Here is a 24,302-nt window from a genome sequence, read left to right as displayed (position 1 = left end):
CTAAATCATATTCCTTAGTACATATTGAAGTATTCCACCATTTTTATAATATTCCAATTCATTTTTCGTGTCTATTCTACATAGTGTTTTAATTTTTTTAATATCTCCTGAGGCATATTTTATTTCAACCTGAACTTGGTCTGATGCATTTATACCCTCTTCTATTTGAAGAACTGTTATTAGCTCTGATCCAGTTAATTTTAAGTTTATCCTATCGTTTCCTTCGGTAAATTGTAGTGGTAAAACTCCCATTCCAATTAAATTAGATCTATGAATTCTTTCAAAGCTTTCAGCTATTACAACTTTTACACCTAATAACTTTGTTCCTTTCGCAGCCCAATCTCTTGATGACCCTGTTCCATATTCTTTTCCACCTATAACAACAAGATCTGTTCCTCTTTTTTTATACTCCTCTACAGCATTATAAACTGGCATTACTTTTTCTTCTGGATATAATTTTGTAAACCCACCTTCTGTTCCTGGTACCATTTCATTTCTTATTCTAATATTTGCAAAAGTTCCTCTCATCATTACCTCATGATTACCTCTTCTTGATCCATATGAGTTATAATCTGTTGGAAGTATTTGATGTTCCATAAAATACTCACCTGTCGGGCTTTCTTTTTGAATATTTCCTGCTGGAGAAATGTGATCAGTTGTAACCATGTCCCCTAAAATTAAAAGTGGTCTTGCATCTTTAATAGGCTTAAATCCCTCAGGTTGATCAGGTAAATTTTCAAAGAATGGTGGTTTCTTTACATAAGTTGAACCAGAGTCCCAATTATAAATACTTGTATTTTCAGTTTTAATTTCCTGCCACTGTTTGGGTCCTTCTGAAACATTTGAATACCTTTTAACAAACATTTCTGCATTTAAAGACTCTCTTAATGTATCTTCAATTTCTTTATTTGATGGCCAAATATCTTTTAAATAAACATCTTTACCATCTTTACTTTTTCCTAAAGGTTCCTTGTATAAATCAAATTCCATATGACCAGCAAGTGCATAAGCTACCACAAGTGGCGGCGATGCTAAATAATTAGCTTTTATATGTGGAGATATTCTTCCTTCAAAATTTCTATTTCCAGATAAAACTGATACAGCGTAGATGTTTTCCTTGTCTATAGCTTGAACAATTTCTTCCGGTAAAGGTCCTGAATTTCCTATACAAGTGGTGCAACCATATCCAACCAAATTAAAACCAAGTTTATCTAAAAATACATTTAGTCCTGCTTTTGCCAAATAATCTGTAACCACTTGTGAGCCTGGTGCTAATGATGTTTTTACCCATGGTTTAGTTTGTAAACCAAGTTCAACAGCTTTCTTTGCTAATAGTCCAGCGCCAATTAATACATTTGGATTAGATGTGTTAGTGCATGAAGTAATGGCTGCAATTAATATTGAACCATCTTTAATTTCATAATCTGTTCCTGATACTTTTGAAACGTGTTGTTCTTTTCTACTTGTTGCATCCTCAAAAACTTTTTTAAATCCAGTAGATGCATCTGTTAATAAAACTTTGTCCTGAGGTCTTTTGGGTCCTGAAATTGTTGGAACAACTGTAGACATGTCTAATGATAAGGTGTCTGTAAATTCAACTTGATCGTTAGCCCACAAACCTTGTTCTTTTGCATATTTTTCAACTATGTTTACTGTATTCTCATTTCTTCCTGAGAATCTTAAATATTTTAATGTCTCCTCATCAATTGGAAAAAAACCACATGTTGCTCCATATTCTGGTGCCATGTTCGCAATTGTTGCTCTATCTGCAAGAGTTAAATTTTTTAAACCTTCTCCATAAAATTCAACAAATTTTCCAACAACCCCTTTATCTCTTAACATTTTTACAACCGTTAAAACTAAATCTGTTGCAGTCGTCCCCTCTGGCATTTTATTTTTAACTTCAAATCCTATTACTTCAGGAATTAACATAGAAATTGGCTGACCTAACATTCCAGCTTCTGCTTCAATTCCACCAACACCCCATCCAAGAACAGATAAGCCATTAACCATAGTAGTATGACTATCAGTACCAACTAACGTGTCAGGAAATAAATAATCCTCATCTTGAAATTTTTCGGACCAGACTACTTTCGATAAATATTCTAAATTTACTTGATGACAAATTCCAGTTCCAGGAGGAACAATTCTAAAGTTATTAAATGCTTGTTGACCCCATTTTAAAAATGAATATCTCTCACCATTTCTTTTAAACTCAATATCAACATTTTTTTCAAATGAATTTGAATTTGCTGATTTATCTACTTGAACTGAGTGATCAATTACAAGATCAACAGCAGATAGTGGATTAATAGTATTTGGATCTTTATTTTTTTCTTTAACTGCTTCTCTCATAGCTGCAAGATCAGCAACCGCTGGTATTCCTGTATAATCCTGTAATAAAACTCTAGCTGGTCTATAAGCTATTTCAGTTAATGATTTTTTTGTCTTCAGCCATTCCTTAATTGCTTCTATTTGGCTTTTAGTAACTGATAAGTCATCTTCATATCTTAATAAATTTTCTAATAAAACTTTAAGTGATTTTGGAAGTTTTGAAATTCCATCTAAGCCATTTTTTTCTGCTTCTGATAAAGAATAATATTTGTATTCGCTATCATTTATATTGATAGATTTTAAACAGTTATATGAGTTTTTGTTTCCTGGTTTCATTTAGTTTTAGATGTAGAACCCTATTATACAAACGATAAGTAGCAATGACATAGCATAATTAAATCGTTTAATAAAATTATTATTTGTAGCAAATTTCCTTAAAAACTTACCTAAAAATGTCCACGAAGTGATACTTAAAAATGCTGTTACACTACAAACTACAATTACCCAAATAGAGTGATTCAAATAGCTTTCCCCTTGTTCTACAAAATTTGAACTCAATGTAATTCCAGCCATTACTCCTTTTGGATTTATAAATTGAAAGATGAATTTATCCAAAAACTTTACTGGATTTTCTGTTCTTCCATCTGAAGAAATCTTTGAAAATGAAATTTTATAAGCTAGATAAATTAAAAAGATTGTTCCAAGAACTCTGATAATTTCCTGAATGATTGGATAATTTTTGAAAGTTGATATTAAAACAAAATTAATTAACATAATTAAAGCTGTGTAACCAAAACCAACTCCTAAGATTAATGGTAAAGTTTTTCTGATACCGAAATTAAAACCTGAGTAAGCTGCAACAGCATTATTTGGTCCTGGTGTAAAACCTAACGATAAAGAAATTCCTATTAATAATAATAATTCTGGATGCATAAAAAATTAAGCTACTGGAAGACCGTTTTCAGATTCTTGAGATGGATGGAGTAATATAACTTTTCCCTCTTTATCAATTGATCCTAAAATAAGAACTTGTGAAACTATTCCTGCGATATTTTTTTCAGGAAAGTTACAAATACCCACAACTTGTTTTCCTTTTAAATTTTCCTCATTGTAATAATGAGTAATTTGCGCAGAAGACTGTTTAATTCCAATTTCTTTACCAAAATCAACTTCAATAACTAAAGAAGGTTTACGTGCTTTTTCGTTTTTTTTTACAGAGATTACGGTTCCAACTCTAATATCTATTTTATCAAAGTCATCATAGGTTATTTGTTCTTTCATATATTTAATATATAATGGAAGTTATTTATGAGTACAGAAAATAGTTCAGATCAATTATTTGATAATTCCGTTAAAATTTTAACTGATTTAATTAGCTTCAAAACAATATCTGGAGAAGATAATAGCTCTTTGATTAACTATTGTGATGATATTTTAAAAAAGTTAGGTGCCACTTCTTTTAGAACTTACGATGATGAAAAAAAAAGAGTAAATTTATTTGCTACACTAAAAGCAAAAAATTCAAATAATAAGAAGCCAATTATTTTATCGGGCCACACTGATGTTGTTCCAGTATCAAAGGGTTGGAGTTCTGATCCTTTTACCGCAACCATTAAAGGTGATAAATTATACGGAAGAGGTTCATGTGATATGAAAGGTTTTATTGCATGTACTTTAGCTTATGCACCTATTTATTCTAAATCAAATTTAGATAGAGATATTCATTTCTCATTTACATTCGATGAAGAAACAGCATGCCAGGGTGCTCCTATACTAATAGAGGAATTAAAAAAAAGAGAAATTAAAGATGGTATTTGTATTATTGGTGAACCGACTAATATGAAAATTATTGATGCTCATAAAGGATGTTATGAATACACAACTTATTTTAAAGGTTTAGCAGGACATAGTTCTGCACCTCATAAAGGTGTAAGTGCTGTTGAATATGCATCAAGATATGTAAATAAATTAATTGAACTTAGGGATAAACTTAAGAGTAGAGCACCAAAAGACTCTATTTTTGACCCACCTCACTCTACCTTATCAATTGGTGGTGTGTTTGGTGGTATTGCACATAATGTAATAGCAGACAAATGTCATGTTAACTGGGAAACACGACCAGTTGTTAAAGAAGATGGTGTATTTTTAAACCAAGAAATCGACAAGTATGCAAATGAGGTGTTATTACCTGAAATGAAAAAAATTTTTTCTAATGCTTCAATTAAAAAAGATATTATTGGTGAAATAGTTGGATTTGATAGAGAAGATAAGTCAGATGCTTGTGAATTAATTTCAAGTTTAACCGGTGATAATTCTAGACAAGTTGTTTCATTTGGAACTGAAGCAGGTTTATTTCAAGAAATTGGAATAAGCACAGTTGTATGTGGTCCAGGATCAATTGAACAAGCTCATAAAATTGATGAGTTCATTGTTTTGGATGAGCTTAAAAAATGTTTAAACTTACTTAATGGTATCAAAGTAGAATCTGTTTCAAATTAATAAATTGTTAAACAATACAAAGTAAATTATAATTTTTTTATGTCTAAAAAGGATCCAAGAGATATGATTGGGTATGGCTCCAAAGATCAAAAGGTTAAGTGGCCTAATAATGCACGTATTGCTGTTCAAATAGTTTTAAATTATGAAGAAGGTGCTGAAAATTGTGTTTTAAATGGTGACAATAACTCAGAAATTTTCTTATCAGAAATCATTGGTGCTCAGCCTATAAAAGGTAGGCATATAAATATGGAGTCTCTTTATGAATATGGTTCAAGAGCAGGATTTTGGAGATTACACAAACTATTTAAAGAAAAAAATATTCCTATAACAGTTTTTGGAGTCGGTATGGCTTTAGAGAAAAATCCTGAAGTTTGTAATGCTATAATAGAAGCTAATTATGAGGTTGCATCTCATGGGTGGAGATGGATTGACTATCAAAATATTGAAAAAGCAGAAGAAAAAAAGCATATGAAACTTGCTATTCAAGCTCATACAAAAATTTTTGGGGAAAGACCTAATGGTTGGTATACAGGTAGATGTAGCCCCAACACTAGAGATCTAGTTATGGAAGATGGTGGTTTTTTATACGACAGTGACTCTTATAGTGATGACTTACCATACTGGGAAACTAGAAATAAGAAAAAACAATTGATTATTCCTTATACCCTAGATAACAACGATATGCGATTTGCTACCAATCAAGGGTTTAATACAGGTGATCATTTTTTTTCTTATCTAAAAGATAGCTTTGATGTTTTATACGAGGAAGGAAAAACAAACCCTAAAATGATGTCAGTAGGATTACACTGTAGATTAATTGGTAAGCCTGGAAGAGTGCAATCTTTAAAGAAATTTCTAGATTATATTCTTAAACATGAAGATGTATGGATATGTAAAAGAATTGATATAGCCAAACATTGGATTAAAAACTATTCTTAATAATGTCAAAAAAAATTATTTTTACAAATGGTCTTATCGATTTAGCTCAACCTAGATTGGGAACTAAGGTTATATTTAAAACTGATGATTTTTTTGCTTCAGCAAATAGAATTATTAGTCCTTTGCCAGCAATTTTTAAAGATGAATTGTTTGATAAAAATGGTAAATGGATGGATGGATGGGAATCTAGAAGAAAAAGAACTAAAGGGCATGATTATATAATTTTAAAATTAGGAAAACCTGGTTCTATTAAAAAAGTTGATGTTGATACATCCCATTTTAATGGAAACCAGCCAGCAATGATTTCTATTGAAGGAACGAACTCAAGTTCAAATAAGATAAATCAATTAAAGTGGGAACCATTACTTTCTAAGAAAAAGACTAAAGCAAATAGCCATCACTTCTTTACTACAAATAGTAAAAAAAAATTTACACATATAAAATTTAATATTTTTCCAGATGGTGGGGTTGCTCGATTGAGGTTATTTGGTTCAATTGAAAAATCTAATAAATTGAAAAATAAAAAAACAAATCTTGCATCACTATTAGATGGTGCTTCTGTTATTGCTTGCAACAATGAACACTTCGGTAAAGCAGAAAATATTTTAGCCCCTGGTAAAGCTAAAAATATGGGAGATGGATGGGAAACAAGAAGAAGACGTGGCCCAGGATTTGATTGGTTAATATTAAATTCTTTAGATGGAAAAGAAATTGATAAAATTGAAATTTCTACTCACCATTTTAAAGGTAACTTTCCAAGCTACTGTTCATTACAAGCTGCTTATTTAACAAAAATAAAAGGCTCAAAACAAATTGTAAATTCTTCAGTCAAATGGAAGTATCTATTAAAAGATGTAAAATTATCCTCTAATAAAGTACATGTTTTTAAAAACAATCTAATGAAAAAAGATAAGATCAATTTTATAAAAATTAATATTTTTCCAGATGGTGGGATATCTCGATTTAGAGTTTATGGAAAAAATATATGACCAACTTTGTGATAAAACCAAAGCCAATTAATAAAGAAAATTTTAAAAAGTTTGGAGATATGATTACAACAGCTGATATTAAACCTATTGAAATTAACGAAGGTTATGCCAAAAGATTTGATGGAATAGCTAACTTAGATACTTCAAAAGATAATGGAGAAACTACTATTAGTATTTTTTCAGCTCTAAAAAGATCTTTTCCAATGAAAATTGATATGATGGAAAAACATCCCTTGGGAAGTCAAGCCTTTATACCAATGAAACAAACTACTTTTTTAGTACTTGTTGCGCCTGAGGGCAATAAACCAGATCTTAATAAAATTGAAGCTTTTATTGTTCCTCCAGAAATAGGTGTCAATTACAATCCGGGTATTTGGCATTTTCCTCTAATAGCCACAGAAGATATGAATTTTTTAGTAGTCGATAGAAAAGGTTCTGGAGATAATCTTGTTATTGAAAATATAGAAAAAGAAGAAATAATCCTTAAATACTAAACCCGCCGCACTAATGCGACGGGTCTTTTTTTAACTATAGAGTTGTTTTATGATCTTTTAGATATAGCAAGGTGAACTACAGCACCTAATGATGCTCCAATTATCCAAGCATATCCTCCGCCTCCGCCTAAGTTAGCAAAGAAATCATCTAAACCTAAAATCAAGATGTTTGGCCATACAGTTCCTACAGCAATGTAACCTGATAATATCCAAGCTAACATTCCTTTGTAGTTAAAGCCTCCATTGTAATGGTACTTCCCACTAGGACTTGCATCAAACAATGCATCTACATCTAATTTTTCTTTTTTGATGATGTAATAATCTACAATCATTATACCAAATACAGGTGCAAGAATTGCTCCTAGTGTATTAACAAATGGAAATAAACCCATTTGTGTAATAACAGCAACCCACATACCACCAATAATAAATCCAAAACCAGCTGTGATTAATCCACCAGTTTTAAAATTAATTTTACTTGGCATTAAATTAGCTAAGTCATACGCAGGCGGTATAAAGTTTGCAACCATATTGATACCAACTGTTGCTGCAAAAAATGCAAATGCGGCAATTATTGTTAATCCTAAGTTGTCTACTTTAGCTACCATTTCTGTTGGACTTGCAACGTATTCACCAAAAATTGCAATTGTTCCACCAGTAATCATTAAAGTGATGAAAGAGAATAGAATTACATTTCCTACTAGTCCCCATAAGTTTCCTTTTCTCATCTCTTCTTCATTTTTAACAAATCTGGCAAAGTCACCAAAGTTAATTACTACTGCAGCAAAATATCCAACCATGATTGAAAATACAGCTATGAAAGCTCCAAATGATCCTAAGCCCTCAAAACCACCAGTTCTTTCTCCTCCAGAAAATATAGTTCCTACTTCTGAAAAAAGTCCTCCACCAGCTTTGGCCCATATAACCAACATTAAAACGATCATTACCACATAAACAGCTGGTCCAGCAAAGTTTAAGAATTTTTTGATAAGATCTACACCTTGCCAAAATAAATAAACTTGGAATGCCGAAACAAATATAAATGAAACCCACATTACACCTGTCATACCAAGAAGCATAACTTCACCTTCCATTCCTGTAATTCCAGTAATTAAAAGTGCTACAGCTGTTGATGCCGCATAAGTTTGTGCTCCATACCAAAACATTGCAACAAGACCTCTGGCCATTGCTGGAAAGTTAGCTCCAAATACACCCATACTAACACGGGCAAAAACTGGATATGGTATTCCATGTTTTACACTTGGCTTACCTGAAAGGTTTACTAGCCACATGATAAAAAATCCTGCAAGAATTAATGCAGCAAATACAGCCCAACCATTCAGTCCTGATGCTAAAAACAATGATGCTGCCAAAGTATAACCAAATAAACTTTGAACATCATTAGCCCACACGTTAAAGATTTCAAACCATCCCCAATTTTTCTTACTACTTGGAGTTGGAGCCAAATCTGAATTGTAGAGTTTTGACGATCTACCCATTTTATTTCTCCCTATTATTTTTGTTACTCTCACTAACTATTAAAAAGTTATGGTAACCATTAGTGCGACATTATGGATTATAATTGCCGTGTAAAGAATAAAAACATACAACCTATCATTTGTAGAATTAACCAATGAAAATAGGGATTATTTGATTTCTAAAAACCTATAATGAACATTAAGTATGAATTAATTAATCGTTCCAACCACTTACTACTTTAACTTCTAAGTATTCTTCTAGGCCTAATTTACCTGCTTCACGACCAATACCTGAATGTTTATATCCACCAAAAGGAGCATCAGGTGCTAAGCCCGCACCATTAATATCAACCATTCCTGATCTTAATTTTCTAGCAACTCTATTGGCTTTTTCTTGGTCTTGAGTTTGAATAAAATTTAATAATCCATAAGGAGTATCATTTGCAATTTGAATTGCTTCTTCCTCAGTTTCAAAGGGTATGATTGACAAAACAGGTCCAAATATTTCTGTTCTTGCAATTTGCATCTGATTATTAACATCTGCAAAAGCAGTAGGTTTAACAAAATATCCTTTACCAAGTCCATCTGGTTTACCAGTTCCACCAGCAACTAATTTAGCACCCTCATCAATACCAACTTGAATTAAAGCTTGGATTTTATCAAATTGAGCTTTTGATACAACAGGTCCAATATGATCACCTTCTTTCGTTGCAATATCAACTTTCATTGAGTTAGCAAAATTTTTTACTCTTTCAACAGTGTCATCATAAATAGATTTTTCAACTAACATTCTTGTTGGTGCATTACAAGATTGCCCTGAATTTCTAAAACATCTTAAAGCACCTCTTTCAACAGCTTCTGCATCTGCATCTTTAAATATAATATTTGCCCCTTTTCCTCCAAGTTCGAGACTAACTCTCTTAAAATCATTTGCTGCATTTTGAGAAATCAAAGCACCTGCTCTAGTAGATCCTGTAAATGAAACCATATTTACATCAGGATGACTAGTAAGTGCATTTCCAGTAACTGCACCATCTCCATTAACTAAATTGAATACACCTTTTGGTAATTTAATTTCATCTATCATCTCTGCTAAAATCATCGATGATAATGGGGCTATTTCAGATGGCTTAAGCACCATTGTACATCCTGCAGCAATAGCTGGAATAACTTTTAAACAAGTTTGGTTCATTGGCCAATTCCATGGCGTAATTAATGCACAAACTCCTTTTGGTTCATGTAAAATATTATTATTAAGCGCATGCTCTCCTAACTTCGCTTCAAACGTATATTCTTTTAAAACTTTTATATAAGATTTTATATGGCTAGCTCCAGTTCCTGCTTGTAATTGTGTCGAAAAGTCAATTGGTGCTCCCATTTCAAGAGTTATAGCCTTAGCCATATCAGCCCATCTCTTTTTATAAACAACATATAAAGCTTCTAAATATTTTAATCTTTCTTCTTTTGTTGAAAATGCCCATGTTTCAAAAGCTTTAGTTGCTGCTCTTACTGCATCATTTACATCTTCTACTCCACCTAAAGATATAACGGCACACTCTTCCTCTGTTGAGGGATCTGTTACCTTGAAGTCATTTGGTTTTTTTGGGGAAACCCATTCACCATTGATATAAAATTTTGTCTTATCTAGCATTTTGAGAAACTATCCTTTCTTTATGATTTTGCAAATAAATTTGTTAGTTCGTAAACAATGGTTGCTGCAGCTAACGAGGTAACTTCAGCATGATCATATGCTGGGGAAACTTCAACCACATCAGCAGAAACAAGATTTAAACCAGACAGTCCTCTTAAAACATTGACCATCTCTCTTGTAGTCATACCAGCAATTTCAGGTGTGCCTGTGCCTGGAGCAAAAGCTGGATCTAAAACATCTATATCAATAGACAAATAAAGTGGATTGTTACCAACTCTTTTTTTAATTCTTTTGGCAATTTTATCTGTGCCTTGTGTTTGAAACTCATCACAGTGAATAATTTTAAAACCAAATTCTTCATCATTTTTAATATCATCTCTACTGTAAAGAGGGCCTCTAATTCCAACATGCATTGAAGCATCATCTAAAAATAAACCCTCTTCTCTTGCTCTTCTAAAAGGAGTTCCATGTGTATAAGGAGCACCAAAATATGTGTCCCAAGTGTCTAAATGTGCATCAAAATGTACTAAGGCAACTGGTCCATTACATTTTTTATTGATTGCTCTTAATAAAGGTACTGCAATTGTATGGTCACCACCTAGGCTAATTATTCCACCAACTTTATTCAACAAATCAGTTGCACCAGCTTCAATCTGTTTTATCGATTCATCAATGCTAAATGGATTACAAGTGATATCACCAGCATCAGCAACCTGCTGCACCTTAAAAGGTTCAACATCATAACTTGGATGATAATTAGTTCTCAAATGTCTTGATGCTTGTCTAATACTCATTGGTCCAAATCTAGCTCCAGGTCGGTAGCTGGTACCAGCGTCAAATGGAATTCCAACAATTGCTACATCACAACTTTCAACATCTCTTAATTCTGGTAGTCTTGCAAATGTAGATGGTCCAGCAAATCTTGGGACTTTAGTTCCACTAACAGGTTGAATTGGGTTTTTATTTCTTTCTTTTTTCATATATAAATAAAATGTACCACATTCTTTGATAATGGAATATCTTCTATCTTTATAATTATGAACTTAATAAGAGCCATTTTACTATTAATTATTTTTATTACCCCACTAAAAGCCAATACTATTTATAATCTCATCAAAATACCTAACTTAGAGATTTATGAAATAAATACTAAAAATAAGCTTAAATATTTTTATGCCGTCAGACCTTTTAGGTTAGGTACTCAAAAAAATATTGTTTGCTCAGATTCAAATAAGAAAGATTTGGACACAAAATATAAGATTATTCATAAAAATCTTAGTAGATATTCTTATGATTTTTTAAAAAAAATTAACCTCAAATATATTGTTATGTGTGAAAATTTATCAATTTCAGAACTATATACAGCTGGTATTCCAGATAATATAATGAAAACGTTAATACTGGATATTAAATTTAATGAAGATTACTTCGAAAGAGTAATCCATCATGAAGTTTTTCATGTAATGCATCTTCAGCACAAAGAAGTTTTTAATGAAGAAAAATGGATAGATTTTAATAAAAAAGGTTTTCAATATGCCGATTGCTCAACATGTACTGACAAAATTGACCTTAATACGTATATTGATACAGATGGATTTTTAACAGAATACTCAAAGACAACACCCTCAGAGGATATGGCAGAAGTTTTTTCACATATAATGTTTGGTATAAATATTCCTAACAATGATTCAATTCTTCAAAGAAAAAAAGAATTTATAATAAAAAATATATTGAAGGTGGATAAAACTTTCAAATTCTAGGAAATGATAAAAAAAATTAGGGCCTCCATATCCGAAAAAATTCTATTGATTTTTTTAATAATCCTAGCAATGTTTTCTTTGACTTCTTATATAATTATTAAAAATAAATGTTTATTTGTCAAAAATTATAATCCAAATGATATTCAATTTAGCAATCCAGAGAATATAGCAATACTTAATGCTCCATGTGGAAATGTTATCATAGAACTTTATCCAGATGTGTCTCCAAATGCAGTTGAAAGGTTTAAAACATTAATAAAAGCTAATAGATATGATGATGTTGCTTTTCATAGAGTAATTGAAAATAAATTAATTCAAGCTGGAGATTTAGAGTTTGGTAGAAAAAATAGTTTAGATTATGGAAAAATAGGAACCGGTCAATCTGGATTAGGAACTATCAATTCTGAGTTAGAAGGTGAATTTAACTTCACAAAAGGAAGTGTTGGTTTAGCTAGAACTTTTAGAAATAATACGGAAGATAGTCAATTTTTTATAATACTTGAGGATGAGCCATTATATGAAGGTGAATACACTCCAGTTGGTAGAGTTATTTATGGAATAAAAGTCTTAAAAAAAATCAAATTTTTAGATAATTCTGAGTATATTCTGAGACCTGATTTCATTAATACCTTTAAAATGCTCAATTAAACGATCTAGAAATAGTTTAGTTACAAAATTTAATACTCTGAATTTTTAGGTCCAATTTACAAATTCTCTGAAATTATTTTTATTGTAAACTTTAATTTTCTCAAATAAGGTTTTGAATATAACAACGGGACTTATTTATAGTATAGCAGATGCCTAAACAGAGAGATTTTACTAAAATTAAGAGAGCTAAGAATTTAAATACTATATATGGACTACCTCCAGAATCTTATACTGATGATGGTTTTTGGAAAAAAGAATGTAATACAGTTTTGTCTGATGACTGGTTGTTTGTTGGTCTAGTTCACGAACTTAAAAATCCTGGTGATATAATTCCTTTATCCATTGCAAGTAAGCCTATATTTCTTGTTAAAGATCTAGAAAACAAAATTTCTGCTTTTCATAATGTGTGTAGTCATCGATGTTTGAAACTGGTTGACGAAAAAAAGAATGTAGGAAAAATTATTAAATGTCCTTATCATGCATGGAGTTATAATTTAAAAGGACAATTAAAGGCTGCACCACATATAGGTGGTACAAATCAACATAAACCTGAAGGTTTTAATTTTTCAGATCATGGATTAAAGCCAATTAGAACTCATATTTGGCATGATTGGATTTTTATAAATTTTAATGGAAAGGCAAAAAAATTTGAAGAATATGCTAAGCCACTTATAAAAAGATTTAATGATATTGATTTAACAAAATTAAATTATGTTGCAACTTTAGATTTTGGTAAAATAAATACTAATTGGAAATTTCTTATTGAAAATTTTATTGAACCTTATCATGTTCAGTTTGTTCATAAAACAACAACAAATCAACCCTTAAAGGATCATTACACATTTGTAGATGGTAAGTGTTATGGAAGTGGCGTTGATATCGAGCAAGAAGATGAAAAAAATTACAACGCTTTATCTGTTACATCAAGATACTTATCACTTTTTCCAAATTTTATAATGGGGACTTATTATCCAAATCAAGTTGGTGTTTATTTAAATATTCCTATAAGTCCGGGCGTAACCTCACAAAAAAGAATAATCTATACTATAGATAATAAAGTGATGACTAAAAAAGAAATTCAAGCAACTAAGAATATTTGGTGGAGTGTTCATAAAGAAGATCATGAAATGTGTGAAAGATTACAAGAAGGTAGATCTTCTCCAGCATCAAATAATGGTGGGCTTTTATCTCCTGTATGGGAAAAAGGAGTCCAGGCATTTCAAAAACTTATAATGAATTCTATTAGAAGATCTTTTAAAGTGACAAGAAGGATAAAAATTGTCTAAAGAAATTAACCTAGAGGGTTACAGACTTGCTCATACTATGATCAGAGTTAAAAATTTAGAAGCATCTTTTGATTTTTACTGCAAAACTTTAGGGATGAAAATTTTAAGAAAAACAGACTATCCAGAGGGGAAATTTACTAATGCTTTTATTGGTTATGGTCCTGAAACAGAATCGCCATGTTTAGAACTAACCTGTAACTGGAACCAAAAAAATGATTATGACAAAGGTAATGGATGGGGACATGTTTGCATAGAAACACCAGATGTTTACAAAGCTTGTGATGATCTTGCAAAATTAGGCATAAATATTACTCGTAAACCAGGTCCTATGAAGCACGGAACTAGAATAATAGCCTTTTGTGAAGATCCAGATGGATACAAGGTCGAGTTAAATGAACCAGTAAAAGTATAAATAGAAAGGGAATATAAATGTCAAAAAAACCACAATTATATAAATTTAAAGATATTGAAAATAGACTTCATACTTTAGAGCCAGGAAAAAGTTACATTAAGCCTTTTGTGACTAGCAAGGTGAGTAACACAATGTGTGGAGGTTTAAATTTTTTAAACAAAGCTTCTATACCATGGGATTTAACTTGTGATGAAATCATTTACTGTATGACAGGAACTTTTCGCCTTACATGTAATGGTGAGTCTTATATTTGTAACCCTGGAGATGTGCTTTATATCCCAAAAGATAATCATATTGCTTATGAATGTGATGAAAAGTGTGTAATATTTTACGCTGCTTATCCTCATGATTGGAAACAACAAGCAGGTATTACATTCGTACCAGGAATAGACCCTGAAGATATGCCACAATAGCAAAACTAAAGGAGATCAATATGAGTAAGAATGAAAAAATTTATTATGAAAACTTTAAAGATGCAGTTGAACGTAATAGAAAAAAAATACCTTCTGTTCATAAAAAATTAAAAGATGCTGGTGTGAAGTATGTTTTATCCAGCTGGATTGATCTCCATGGTATACCAAAATCAAAACCTGTACCAATGACTGATTTTGAACCATTATGTTTAGGTAAAGGGCCTCAGTTTGCTGTTCATTCCATCTCTTTTGTTCCTGAACTTACTCCCGCAGACTCTGATCAGGTCATGTTACCAGATTTAGATGCAGTGTATATTTGTCCATGGGACACTACTACTGCTATTATTTTTGCAGATCTTTTTTGGGAAGATAAACCATATAATGTTTGTCCTAGACAAGCTTTAAAACGTGCAATGCAAAAAGCTCAAGATGCGGGATACAAAGGAATGGCCGGGATAGAGCCAGAGTTTATTGCAATGAAGTATGATGAAAATGGCCAACCTGTTAAAGCTATTGATAATGATCCAGTCAAGGGTCTTAGGCCAAGACGACAAGCTTTTGGTTATGATGTAGAGCACACATTAGAACTCTATGCATTTTTTAAAAGAGCTAATAGATATTTTAAATGATCTAGGTTGGATGATACATGATGTTGTAGCAGAAGGGGCTTATTCTCAATTTGAATTGGATTTTCATTATACCAATCTTTTGGAGATGGGAGATAGATTGGTTTTTCTTCGAATTCTTTTAAAAGAAATAGCTAAAAAACATAATATGTTTATTACCTTCATGCCCAAACCAACGATAGGTGACTGGAGATCAGGAGCTCATATCAATTTTTCAATGGTAGATAAAAATGGGAAGAACATTTTTGATGGTGGAAATAAGTGGTCAAAAGAATCAATCTTTGCTGTTGGTGGGTTAATGAAACATGCGGAAGCAATAACCTCTATTACTTGCTCAACTGTAAATTCATATAATGGTTTAGTGCCAAGAGTTGGAGGTTTTGAAGGTGGAACTGTAACTTGGGCTCCAACAAATATTACTTATGGACATAATAATAGATCTGCACAATTTAGATTACCTCAAAATAGATATTGTATTGAAAATAGAGCTGCAGATATGACTATGAATGTTTATCTTGCACTCTCAATGACAATTTCAGCAGCAATCGAGGGAATTGAAAATAAAATACATCCAGGAGACCCAACTGATCAAGATTTATACAATATGTCAGAAAGTGAGTTTAAAAAACTTGGAATTAAAAGACTACCAAGAAACTTACTGTCAGCGATTGAGGCTCTAAAAAATGATAAATTAACTGATGAAGTTTTGGGACTTGTAATGAAAAAGTCATTGCTTGCCTATAAAAATGATGAATGGGAACGATATCATCAAGCAGTTACAGATTGGGAAGTAAAAGAGTACCTTAGACTTTATTAATGAAAAAATATCAAGAGTTTAACTTGGGTAATGTTAAACTTTTATCTGGTAAGACACTTAAGTGTGCCAAATTAGTTTATAAAACTTATGGAAAACTTAATAAAGATCAATCAAATGTAATAGTGCTTCCAACATTTTATACAGGCACTCATATTCGCAATGAAGGTTTTATTGGAAAAAATAGAGCAATAAATCCAAATAAATATTTCATTATTTCAATAAACATGTTTGGCAATGGTTTGTCTTCTTCACCAAGTAATAGCATTAAAGCTCAACATGGGTCTCTGTTTCCTGAAATAACACTTTGGGACAATATTTATTGCCAGCATAAACTAATAACTGAAAAACTTAAAATAAAGAAAATTGCACTAGTTGCTGGTTGGTCTATGGCGGGTTGTCAATCATATCAGTGGGCCACTCAATATCCTGACATGGTTAAATCAATTCTTCCTTTTTGTGCATCTTCAAAAACCTCAACACATAATCATGTATTTTTGGAGGGTGTTAAAGCTGCATTAACAGCAGATGTAAATTGGAATGAAGGTAAATATAAAAAACAACCTATTGCAGGGTTAAAAGCCTTTGGACGTGTATATGCCGGTTGGGCCTTCTCTCAAGATTTTTATAGAAAAAAACTTTATAAGAAATTTGGTTTTACGAATGTAGAAGATCTACTTAAAAATTGGGCTAACGATCATGCAAAAAATTGGGATGCTAATAACCTTTTAAGTAAATTAAAAACTTGGCAGTTAAATGATATTAGTAAAAATCCAACATATAAAGGTGATTATATTAAAGCGCTTAAATCAATAAGGGCAAAAACAATTTTAATGCCCTGCAATCAAGACTTATATTTTAGAACGGCAGAAAATGAATTTGAAAAAAGATTTATTAAAAAATCATTATTAAGGCCTGTTGACTCAGCTTATGGACATTGTGCAGCAAATCCAGGTAATGATAAGAATTTTCAAAGAAAATTAGATCAAAATATTACTGAACTATTAATTTAGTTAAATAAACTAATAAAAAACACTATTAAATTACAGGTTGTACCCAATATAGACACTATAAAGCTTTTTGTGTGAAGTAAAATCAATCAAAATACAGTTATGAAAAATCAGCTTGAAAAAAAGCTTAAGAAGATAAATACAGACAGTAAGAGTTTAGTTAAAAGCTCATTAAAAATTCTTAAAAAAATAAACTTAGATAAGTTTAAAAAAATCAAGTCATTTTCTTTAACTGAAAAATATAAAGATTTCAAAAAAAATATTAAACAAAAGGAACTAAATAGAATTAAATTATTAAAAGAAGAAAAAATTAAAGAGTTAAAAAAAGAAAAGTTAGAACAAGAAAAACAAAAAAATGAAGAAATAAAGTTAATTAAACAAAATGAATTAAATCTAATAAAAGAAGAAAAGCAAAGAATAGAGGCAAAAGAAAAACTAAAAGTAAAAATTATAAAACAACAACAGCAAATTGAAAGAAAAAAGATTAAACTTGAAGCTCAAAGAATCAAAGCTGAAGAACAAAAACTAAGAGATGATGAAGAAGAAAAAGCAAGACAAGATGATTTAAAATTAAAAGAAGAAAAACTAAGATTAGATTTTTTTGAAAAGCAAAGAATAAGACAAGAACAACAAAGAGCCAAAATTGAAAATGATAAATTGATGGCTCTTGAGAGACAAAATGCCCGTGAAGCTAAACAGAAAATAAAAGATGAGGAAGAAAGATTAAAAAATATTGAGATTGATAAACAAAAAAAAGATGAGCAAAAATTAAACGAAGAAGAACATAAATTAAATTATCAAAAACAAAAACTTGATGAAATGGAGCAAAATATAAAAAAAATTGAAGTTGAAAGAATAAGAGAAAAAGAAATAAAAATATTAAAAGAAGCTGAAGAGTTAAGAGAAAAAGAAAAACAACTCAGACTAAAAGATCAATTAGAAATAGAAGAACTTAAGGAATTGAGATTAACTGAGCTTAATCAAAGAAAAATCCAGGAAGAATTACAATTAAAAGAAGAAGAAATAAGATTAGAAAATTTAAGAGAACAAAAAATAATTCAAGCTAGAATTCTCGAAGAAAAAAGAATTAAAGATGAAGAAGAGAGAATAAAAGAGTGGGAAAGAAAATTTGATAAGGAGCAAATAGCAAAAGAAGAAGAATTAATTAAAAAGTTTAATGACCAATTAATTAAAGAAAAAGAACAAAGTGAAAAGATAATAGAATTTAAAAAAGAAGAAGTAATAGAAGAAAAAAAAGAAGAAATATTAGAAAACGAGGTAAAGAAAGAAGAAGATGAAAGATATTAGTTAATTAAAGGCTTTCCTGTTGCTAGTGTGTGTTTAATACGACCTTGAGTTTCCCTTGTTTCGATTAATCTCATAAACGCATCTAATTCTAATTTAAATAAATCATCTTCTGATAAAATTTTATCAATAGTTGTGTTTCCTCCACTCAGAACATGAGCTAATTCTTTCGCAACTGTAACACCGTGATCACGAATTATTTTTTCATTGTAAAGCTTTTCTATAATTTTATTCATTTCAATTAAAACTTCTTTTCCTGGCAGTTTGAATTTTATCTCGGATGGAGCTTTAAATTCTCTATTATTTTCTAAGATTTTTTTAGAAACCTCGAGTAAACTATTTCTATTCATTATCTTTTTATCTTCAGGTTTTAAATACTTCATAGGTTCCGCTTCAACTGATGAGGTTGCAGTTCTTCCATAACCAATAATATCAAACACTTTAAGAGGTGCGTAATGAGGGTCTTTTTTAGCCTCATCTGTATCAAGCCATCTTGCTAACATTTCTTTGCAACCACCTCCAGCTGGTATTAATCCAACTATCGTTTCAACTAAACCAACTACAATATTTGTATGTGAGGCTACAAAATTACTTTGAACCATAACCTCAAACCCACCCCCTAAAGTTAATCCTGAGGGTGCAGAGATAACTGGGTGATTAGAATACTTAAGATGTTTGCAGGTTTCTTGAAAATATCTAATAAATTTTTCTATAGATTTAAAATCATTCTTATTTGCAAAATCCATCGTGTAACTCAAGTTAACCCCAGCAGAAAATTGCATACTTTCATTTATTATAATCAACGGTTTATCTGTAGCTTTTTTTAGAGCATCCATTGAATCATAATCCAAAGCATTTGCTTTAGTTGTAAACTCAACAATGTTATAATCATTAAATCTATATATCTGTGCTGAATTATTTCCATCTACACTTGTTGCAGTCTTCTTGGCTTTTCCTAGTGTTTCAATATCAGTATACTTTTGTCTAGATCCATAAAAATCCTGATTTTTTGTCTTAGCTAAATTTTCTAAAAAAGCATTTCCTTTAAAATTACCTATCTTCCCAAAAAAAGTTTCTACTCCAATTTCTTCTAACATTTCAAATGGACCTTTAGTCCAGTTAAAACCCAATCTCATTGCTTCATCAATATCATTAAAATCATTGGTAATACCTGGAACTAATGATGATGCATATTTAATAATTTTTGAAATAACCGACCAAGCATACTCACCGTACTTATCTTCTCTTGAGATCAATTTTTTAAGATCTACTTTATCTGAGTGAATATTTATTTTTTTACTTGCTGAATACTCTCCAGTTTCAAGATTAATTGCTTCCATAACTTTTACTTCACCTGTTTTATTAACTCTGTAAAAGCCTCCCTTACCTTTTCTTCCTGTATATCCAGTTTCAATTAATTTTTTTACTAAAGGAATTTCTTTTGCAACCATTTGAAAAGGGTCATTTTCTGTTAGCTCTTTAATAAAGCTTTTTAATACATCGGCCATTAAATCAATACCGATTAGGTCATAAAGACCGAACACTCCTGTTTTTGGTATCCCCATTGGTCTTCCAAAAATTGCATCGGCTTCTTCAATGCTAAGTTTCATTTTAAAAGCTTCAGTCATTGCAACTTGCATTGCAAAAACTCCTATTCTATTTCCTAAAAATCCTGGAGTATCATTACAAATAATTGCACCTTTTCCCAGTTCTGTTTCACAAAACCTTTTTAAAGAGTTTATTTTATCTAAATCGTTATTCTCATTTTTAACTATCTCTAATAGCCCCATGTATCTAACTGGGTTAAAAAAGTGAGTAATGCAAAAATCTTTTTTTTCCTCCTCTGATAAATGCTGGGATAATACCTTGATAGGTATTGACGATGTATTTGAAGATACTATTGCACCCTTTTTTCTTTCTTTAAATATTTTTTTATAGATATCATGTTTGATATCTATTCTTTCAACGACAGCTTCTACTACCCAATCTGCCTCTTTTACTTCATCAAAATTATCTAAAATATTTCCTACTTTAATGTTATTTATTTTTGACTTATCTAATAAAAGTGGAGGTCTTGATTTGTGGATTTTATCTCGTGCTTGCTCGCTTATTTCAGTTTTTAAATCTAGTAAAGTAACTGGTATATTTGCATTACACAAATGAGCTGCAATTCCACTGCCCATAGTTCCCGAACCAATAACTACTACTTTTTTAATTTTCATAAGATTTAAAAATTGAAGAACTATTTATAATAAAAAAAATGAACTTAGTAAATAAATTACCTATTAATTCCTCTTAGTCTTTCAGACCTTCTTCTTAAAAGTTCTGCACTAACTAGAATTAATGTGGACATTACGATTAAGCAAGTTGCCACTGCCATAATTGTTGGACTTAACTGCTCTCTTAGACCAACCCACATTTGAATCGGTATAGTAGTGTTTTCTAATCCTGCTAAAAATAATACTACTACAACTTCGTCAAACGAAGTTACAAAAGCAAATAGTGCTCCTGAAATTACACCTGGTAAAATTAATGGTAATGTTATTTTCATAAAAGTGTTTACTGGATTGCTCCCTAAACTTGCTGCAGCTCTTGTGACACTATGATCAAACCCTGTTAATGTTGCTGTTACTGTAATAACTACAAATGGTGTGCCTAAAATAATATGTGCTAAAATTATTCCTGTATGTGTTGCAGCTAAACCTACTTTTGCCATAAAGAAAAATATAGCTGTTCCTGAAATAATTAATGGAACAATCATTGGTGAAATTAATAAAGCCATAAATGCTGCTTTGTAAGGCATATGTCTACTACTTAAACCTAACGCTGCAACCGTTCCTAAAATTGTAGAACCAATAGTTGCAAAGAAAGCAATGATGATACTATTCTTTGCAGCAAGTCCCCATGGATTTTTAGTTCCGTAAATCATGTCCTCATACCACCTTAATGAAAATGCGTCTGGGTCAAGTGCTAACATTCCCTTAGAAAAGTGAATGTATTGCTCGGCATTAAATGAAAGTGGTAAGATTATAAACAATGGCGCAATTAAAAAGAAAAATACTAACGCACAAATTGTTATATATGTGTAGTGCCAAACTCTATAATTCCATGATGTATAAGTTGGTAATGACATAATTTATCCTAATTTAATATTATCTATCCCTACTAATTTATTATAGATCCAGTAAATAGTTAAGACACCAACCAACAGCATTGTTCCTAATGCGGCAGCAAATGACCAATCTAGAGAACTTTTCATGTGGTAGGCAATTGTATTACTAATCAAAGACCCACTTGCTCCTCCAACTAGTGCAGGAGTTATATAATAACCTATTGCTAAAATAAAAACTAACAAGGATCCGGCACCAATTCCAGGAACTGTTAATGGAAAATATATTTTTCTAAATGCTACAAATGGTGTTCCACCCAAAGATTTTCCAGCTCTCATTAAGCTTGGAGATATTGTTTTCATTACACTGTAAAGCGGTAAAACCATAAATGGCAATAAAATTTGAGTCATTGCAACAAAGGTTCCAATTACATTGTACATTAGTTCTGGTCTAGCATCATTTGCAGCAAGTCCGAGCCATACAATCAAATCATTAATTGGGCCTTGTTGCTGAAGTAAAACCATCCAACTTGAGGTTCTGACTAATAGTGATGTCCAGAATGGAAGAAGCACACATATCATCAGCAAATTACTATATTTCATCGGTAATGTAGCTAATAAGTATGAAATTGGATAAGCAAGCATGAAACAGAATATAGTTACCCAAAAAGCAACTTTGAGAGTTCTTAACCATAGTATTTTATGAATTCTTCTGTCCTCTGGTTGTTCCACTATACTACCATTTTGATCATACTTTAAATCAACACCTTTTAGATATTTAGCAAAAGTCCAATTGGGTGCAGCATTCTTTAAAGAAACCAAATAATCGTTTTGACCCCATCTTTTGTGAACTTCTATAAACTGTTCTTTATAATTACCTTCTTCAAATTTTCCAAGTTTTCTAACTGTTTTTTTTATTAAGCTACTAAATCCACCTTTTTCATAATTCAATCTTGCTATAATTTTACCATAGGTTTTTGTTTTTTTTAAATAAGCCAAATCCTCGTAAAGTGCGGCATAAACTGGCTCTCCTGGGAGATCTTTGCCATCCCATTTTTCAATCGCTGTAAAAGTATTTGGTAGCATTTGAGTGATCTTACGATCATCAATACTTCTAAATAACATATCTCCTATTGGAAATACGTATGTAATTATAAGAAACAGGAATAATGGTCCCACAAGCATTACTGCTTTAAACTTGTTTTTTCTTTCAGCCTTCTTTAAACTGATCTCTAAAGGTATTCCGTCTGATGATAATATTTGTTCTGTACTCATATTTTAAAAATTCTTAAAAAAAAAGGGCAGTTATTTTGTAACCGCCCTAAATTTTACTAAAAGTTTAATCTATAATTAAATTACAGACCAGCTTTCATAGCTTCCCATTTTTCACCAATTTCATCCTGGTTATCTGCCCAGAACTCAGGGTTCATAAGAATGTAGTTTTTAGTATTAGCTGGTGCTGTAGGCATGTGTTGTACCATGCTTGTCTTACCATCTTTATACCAAGGCTCTCCAGCTTCCATGATAGCAATTGAAGATTTTCTCCAAGGAGCGTAAGCAATATACTTAGCACTTCCTGCTAGACCTTCAGTACTTGTCATTTCTCTAAGAACTTTCATAGCTTTACCGTTAGCATCGTTAGGTCCACCTTTAACCATAGCGAAATACTCATAGTCAAGAATTTGTGCATCCCATACTTGTACAATTGGAGTTCCTTCCATTTGTGCATTAAAGAATCTTCCATTCCAACCAGTAGCCATAACAACTTCACCATTAGCTAGTAGTTCTGGTGGCTGTGCTCCAGCATTCCAGAATACACATCCGCCTTTTGGATCTTCACAAAGTGCTTTGATTTTAGCTATCGCTTTATCAACTCCACCGTCAGCTGAAAGTTTATCATAGATCTTAGATCCACCTTTTTTAGCTTTTGTACCCATAGCTGCTTGTGCTATTTCTATACTAGACATTGCACCTTTGTAGATAGCTCTTTTACCAGGAAACTTTTTAGTATTAAAAAAGTCTTTTACTGACTTTGGAGTACCTTTTACATTGTTCTTATTGTAAGCAAAGTTCCAAGAGTACAAGATGTTTCCAACTGCACATTTAGAAGGCATGCTAGTAAAGAAGTCATCTGAAGCTTTTGTTCCATCTGGAGCAGGTGCGAAGTCTTTGTCGAAGTCAAATTCAACAAAAATACCTTCGTCACAACCAATGATAGTGTCTTTTGCGTACACATCAATGATGTCCCAAGTGATTTTTCCAGCTTCTTTTTGAGCTTTAATCTCTGATAATCCACCAGTGTAGTCTACCCAATTAACAGGTATTCCTAATTTTGCCGCCGTAGGATCACCGTACCCTAATTTTTGACTTTCAGTGTAAGCACCACCCCAAGACACTACAGTAACTGCAAATGCCGAAGTTGTGATAGAAAGTACAAAAGATAGAGCAAGTAATAATTTACTTAATTTTTTCATTTTCTCTCCTATTTAACGTTAACGTTTGTTGTTTTATAAAGTGAAATTAAAACAATATAGG

The 24,302-nt window shown here is 31.4% G+C and carries 21 protein-coding genes and 1 pseudogene; 12 read left to right on the top strand and 10 right to left on the bottom strand.

What is annotated here, in order from left to right:
• The 3 genes from acnA to ABXT61_RS01440 are packed head-to-tail and all read right to left on the bottom strand — an operon-like array spanning window position 1 to window position 3,615.
• A complete protein-coding gene (acnA, locus tag ABXT61_RS01450; RefSeq protein ID WP_415315548.1) occupies window positions 1-2,670 on the bottom strand; it encodes an aconitate hydratase AcnA in 2,670 nt (889 codons plus the stop codon).
• Between the two features lie 6 nt (window positions 2,671-2,676).
• Entirely contained in the window at window positions 2,677-3,267 is a 591-nt protein-coding gene (locus ABXT61_RS01445) for a LysE family translocator (RefSeq protein WP_415315547.1), read from the bottom strand.
• A gap of 6 nt (window positions 3,268-3,273) precedes the next feature.
• Window positions 3,274-3,615, bottom strand: a complete 342-nt coding sequence (locus ABXT61_RS01440; RefSeq protein WP_415315546.1) for a tRNA-binding protein — start codon at window positions 3,613-3,615, stop codon at window positions 3,274-3,276.
• 27 nt (window positions 3,616-3,642) lie between these two features.
• On the opposite strand from ABXT61_RS01440, the gene argE reads away from it, so the two are divergent.
• Genes argE through ABXT61_RS01420 form a run of 4 tightly spaced genes read left to right on the top strand, consistent with a single transcriptional unit; the run spans window position 3,643 to window position 7,255 of the window.
• Window positions 3,643-4,833 (top strand): acetylornithine deacetylase, encoded by a 1,191-nt coding sequence (gene argE / locus ABXT61_RS01435; protein ID WP_415315545.1) that lies wholly within the window; start codon window positions 3,643-3,645, stop codon window positions 4,831-4,833.
• A 39-nt stretch (window positions 4,834-4,872) separates the two neighbouring features.
• Window positions 4,873-5,772, top strand: a complete 900-nt coding sequence (gene puuE / locus ABXT61_RS01430) for an allantoinase PuuE (RefSeq protein WP_415315544.1) — start codon at window positions 4,873-4,875, stop codon at window positions 5,770-5,772.
• 2 nt (window positions 5,773-5,774) lie between these two features.
• Window positions 5,775-6,761: an allantoicase gene (gene alc / locus ABXT61_RS01425; protein WP_415315543.1), complete on the top strand. Its 987-nt coding sequence runs from the start codon at window positions 5,775-5,777 to the stop codon at window positions 6,759-6,761.
• Entirely contained in the window at window positions 6,758-7,255 is a 498-nt protein-coding gene (locus tag ABXT61_RS01420; protein WP_415315542.1) for an ureidoglycolate lyase, read from the top strand. The genes alc and ABXT61_RS01420 overlap by 4 nt, the downstream gene beginning before the upstream one ends.
• A 47-nt stretch (window positions 7,256-7,302) precedes the next feature.
• Here the strand turns inward: ABXT61_RS01420 and ABXT61_RS01415 are convergent, their stop codons facing one another.
• The 3 genes from ABXT61_RS01415 to speB all read right to left on the bottom strand — a co-directional run bounded on the left by ABXT61_RS01415 (window position 7,303) and on the right by speB (window position 11,364).
• Window positions 7,303-8,754 (bottom strand): NCS1 family nucleobase:cation symporter-1, encoded by a 1,452-nt coding sequence (locus ABXT61_RS01415; RefSeq protein WP_415315541.1) that lies wholly within the window; start codon window positions 8,752-8,754, stop codon window positions 7,303-7,305.
• 193 nt (window positions 8,755-8,947) lie between these two features.
• Window positions 8,948-10,384, bottom strand: coding sequence for an aldehyde dehydrogenase family protein (locus ABXT61_RS01410; RefSeq protein ID WP_415315540.1), 1,437 nt, complete (start codon window positions 10,382-10,384; stop codon window positions 8,948-8,950).
• Window positions 10,385-10,404: 20 nt separating this feature from the next.
• Entirely contained in the window at window positions 10,405-11,364 is a 960-nt protein-coding gene (speB, locus tag ABXT61_RS01405) for an agmatinase (RefSeq protein ID WP_415315539.1), read from the bottom strand.
• A 57-nt stretch (window positions 11,365-11,421) separates the two neighbouring features.
• Here speB and ABXT61_RS01400 point away from each other — a divergent pair, with 57 nt between their 5' ends.
• The 8 genes and pseudogenes from ABXT61_RS01400 to ABXT61_RS01365 all read left to right on the top strand — a co-directional run bounded on the left by ABXT61_RS01400 (window position 11,422) and on the right by ABXT61_RS01365 (window position 18,661).
• Entirely contained in the window at window positions 11,422-12,144 is a 723-nt protein-coding gene (locus ABXT61_RS01400) for a putative zinc-binding metallopeptidase (RefSeq protein WP_415315538.1), read from the top strand.
• A 69-nt stretch (window positions 12,145-12,213) separates the two neighbouring features.
• Window positions 12,214-12,792 carry a peptidylprolyl isomerase gene (locus ABXT61_RS01395; protein WP_415315537.1) on the top strand — a complete coding sequence of 193 codons (579 nt, stop codon included), beginning with the start codon at window positions 12,214-12,216 and terminating at the stop codon, window positions 12,790-12,792.
• A 149-nt stretch (window positions 12,793-12,941) separates the two neighbouring features.
• A complete protein-coding gene (locus tag ABXT61_RS01390; RefSeq protein ID WP_415315536.1) occupies window positions 12,942-14,078 on the top strand; it encodes an aromatic ring-hydroxylating oxygenase subunit alpha in 1,137 nt (378 codons plus the stop codon).
• Window positions 14,071-14,490 carry a lactoylglutathione lyase gene (gene gloA / locus ABXT61_RS01385; RefSeq protein WP_415315535.1) on the top strand — a complete coding sequence of 140 codons (420 nt, stop codon included), beginning with the start codon at window positions 14,071-14,073 and terminating at the stop codon, window positions 14,488-14,490. Before ABXT61_RS01390 ends, gloA begins: the two co-directional genes overlap by 8 nt.
• Before the next feature lie 17 nt (window positions 14,491-14,507).
• On the top strand, window positions 14,508-14,903 hold the full coding sequence (locus ABXT61_RS01380; protein WP_415295457.1) for an AraC family ligand binding domain-containing protein: 396 nt from the start codon (window positions 14,508-14,510) through the stop codon (window positions 14,901-14,903).
• A gap of 20 nt (window positions 14,904-14,923) precedes the next feature.
• Window positions 14,924-16,346: pseudogene (locus tag ABXT61_RS01375) on the top strand (glutamine synthetase family protein).
• The gene (locus ABXT61_RS01370; protein ID WP_415315534.1) at window positions 16,346-17,356 is read left to right on the top strand and encodes an alpha/beta fold hydrolase; all 1,011 of its coding nucleotides are present in this window, start codon (window positions 16,346-16,348) and stop codon (window positions 17,354-17,356) included. Before ABXT61_RS01375 ends, ABXT61_RS01370 begins: the two are co-directional and overlap by 1 nt.
• A gap of 99 nt (window positions 17,357-17,455) precedes the next feature.
• A complete protein-coding gene (locus tag ABXT61_RS01365) occupies window positions 17,456-18,661 on the top strand; it encodes a primosomal protein (protein ID WP_415315533.1) in 1,206 nt (401 codons plus the stop codon).
• Here ABXT61_RS01365 and ABXT61_RS01360 read toward each other — a convergent pair.
• The 4 genes from ABXT61_RS01360 to ABXT61_RS01345 form a co-directional block, all read right to left on the bottom strand.
• Window positions 18,658-20,880 (bottom strand): 3-hydroxyacyl-CoA dehydrogenase NAD-binding domain-containing protein, encoded by a 2,223-nt coding sequence (locus ABXT61_RS01360; RefSeq protein WP_415315532.1) that lies wholly within the window; start codon window positions 20,878-20,880, stop codon window positions 18,658-18,660. The two genes, ABXT61_RS01365 and ABXT61_RS01360, sit on opposite strands and share 4 nt — an antisense overlap.
• A gap of 56 nt (window positions 20,881-20,936) precedes the next feature.
• Window positions 20,937-21,791, bottom strand: coding sequence for an ABC transporter permease (locus ABXT61_RS01355; protein ID WP_415315531.1), 855 nt, complete (start codon window positions 21,789-21,791; stop codon window positions 20,937-20,939).
• 3 nt (window positions 21,792-21,794) lie between these two features.
• Complete coding sequence (locus ABXT61_RS01350) at window positions 21,795-23,042, bottom strand: ABC transporter permease (protein WP_415315530.1); 1,248 nt, start codon at window positions 23,040-23,042, stop codon at window positions 21,795-21,797.
• A gap of 80 nt (window positions 23,043-23,122) precedes the next feature.
• Window positions 23,123-24,241 (bottom strand): extracellular solute-binding protein, encoded by a 1,119-nt coding sequence (locus ABXT61_RS01345; RefSeq protein ID WP_415315529.1) that lies wholly within the window; start codon window positions 24,239-24,241, stop codon window positions 23,123-23,125.
• Window positions 24,242-24,302 lie beyond the last annotated feature (61 nt).

Source organism: Candidatus Pelagibacter sp. Uisw_137 (assembly GCF_047720245.1).
Lineage (GTDB): Bacteria > Pseudomonadota > Alphaproteobacteria > Pelagibacterales > Pelagibacteraceae > Pelagibacter.
Note: the sequence above shows the minus strand (reverse complement) of the source record. Positions and strands in the feature narration are given on the sequence as shown.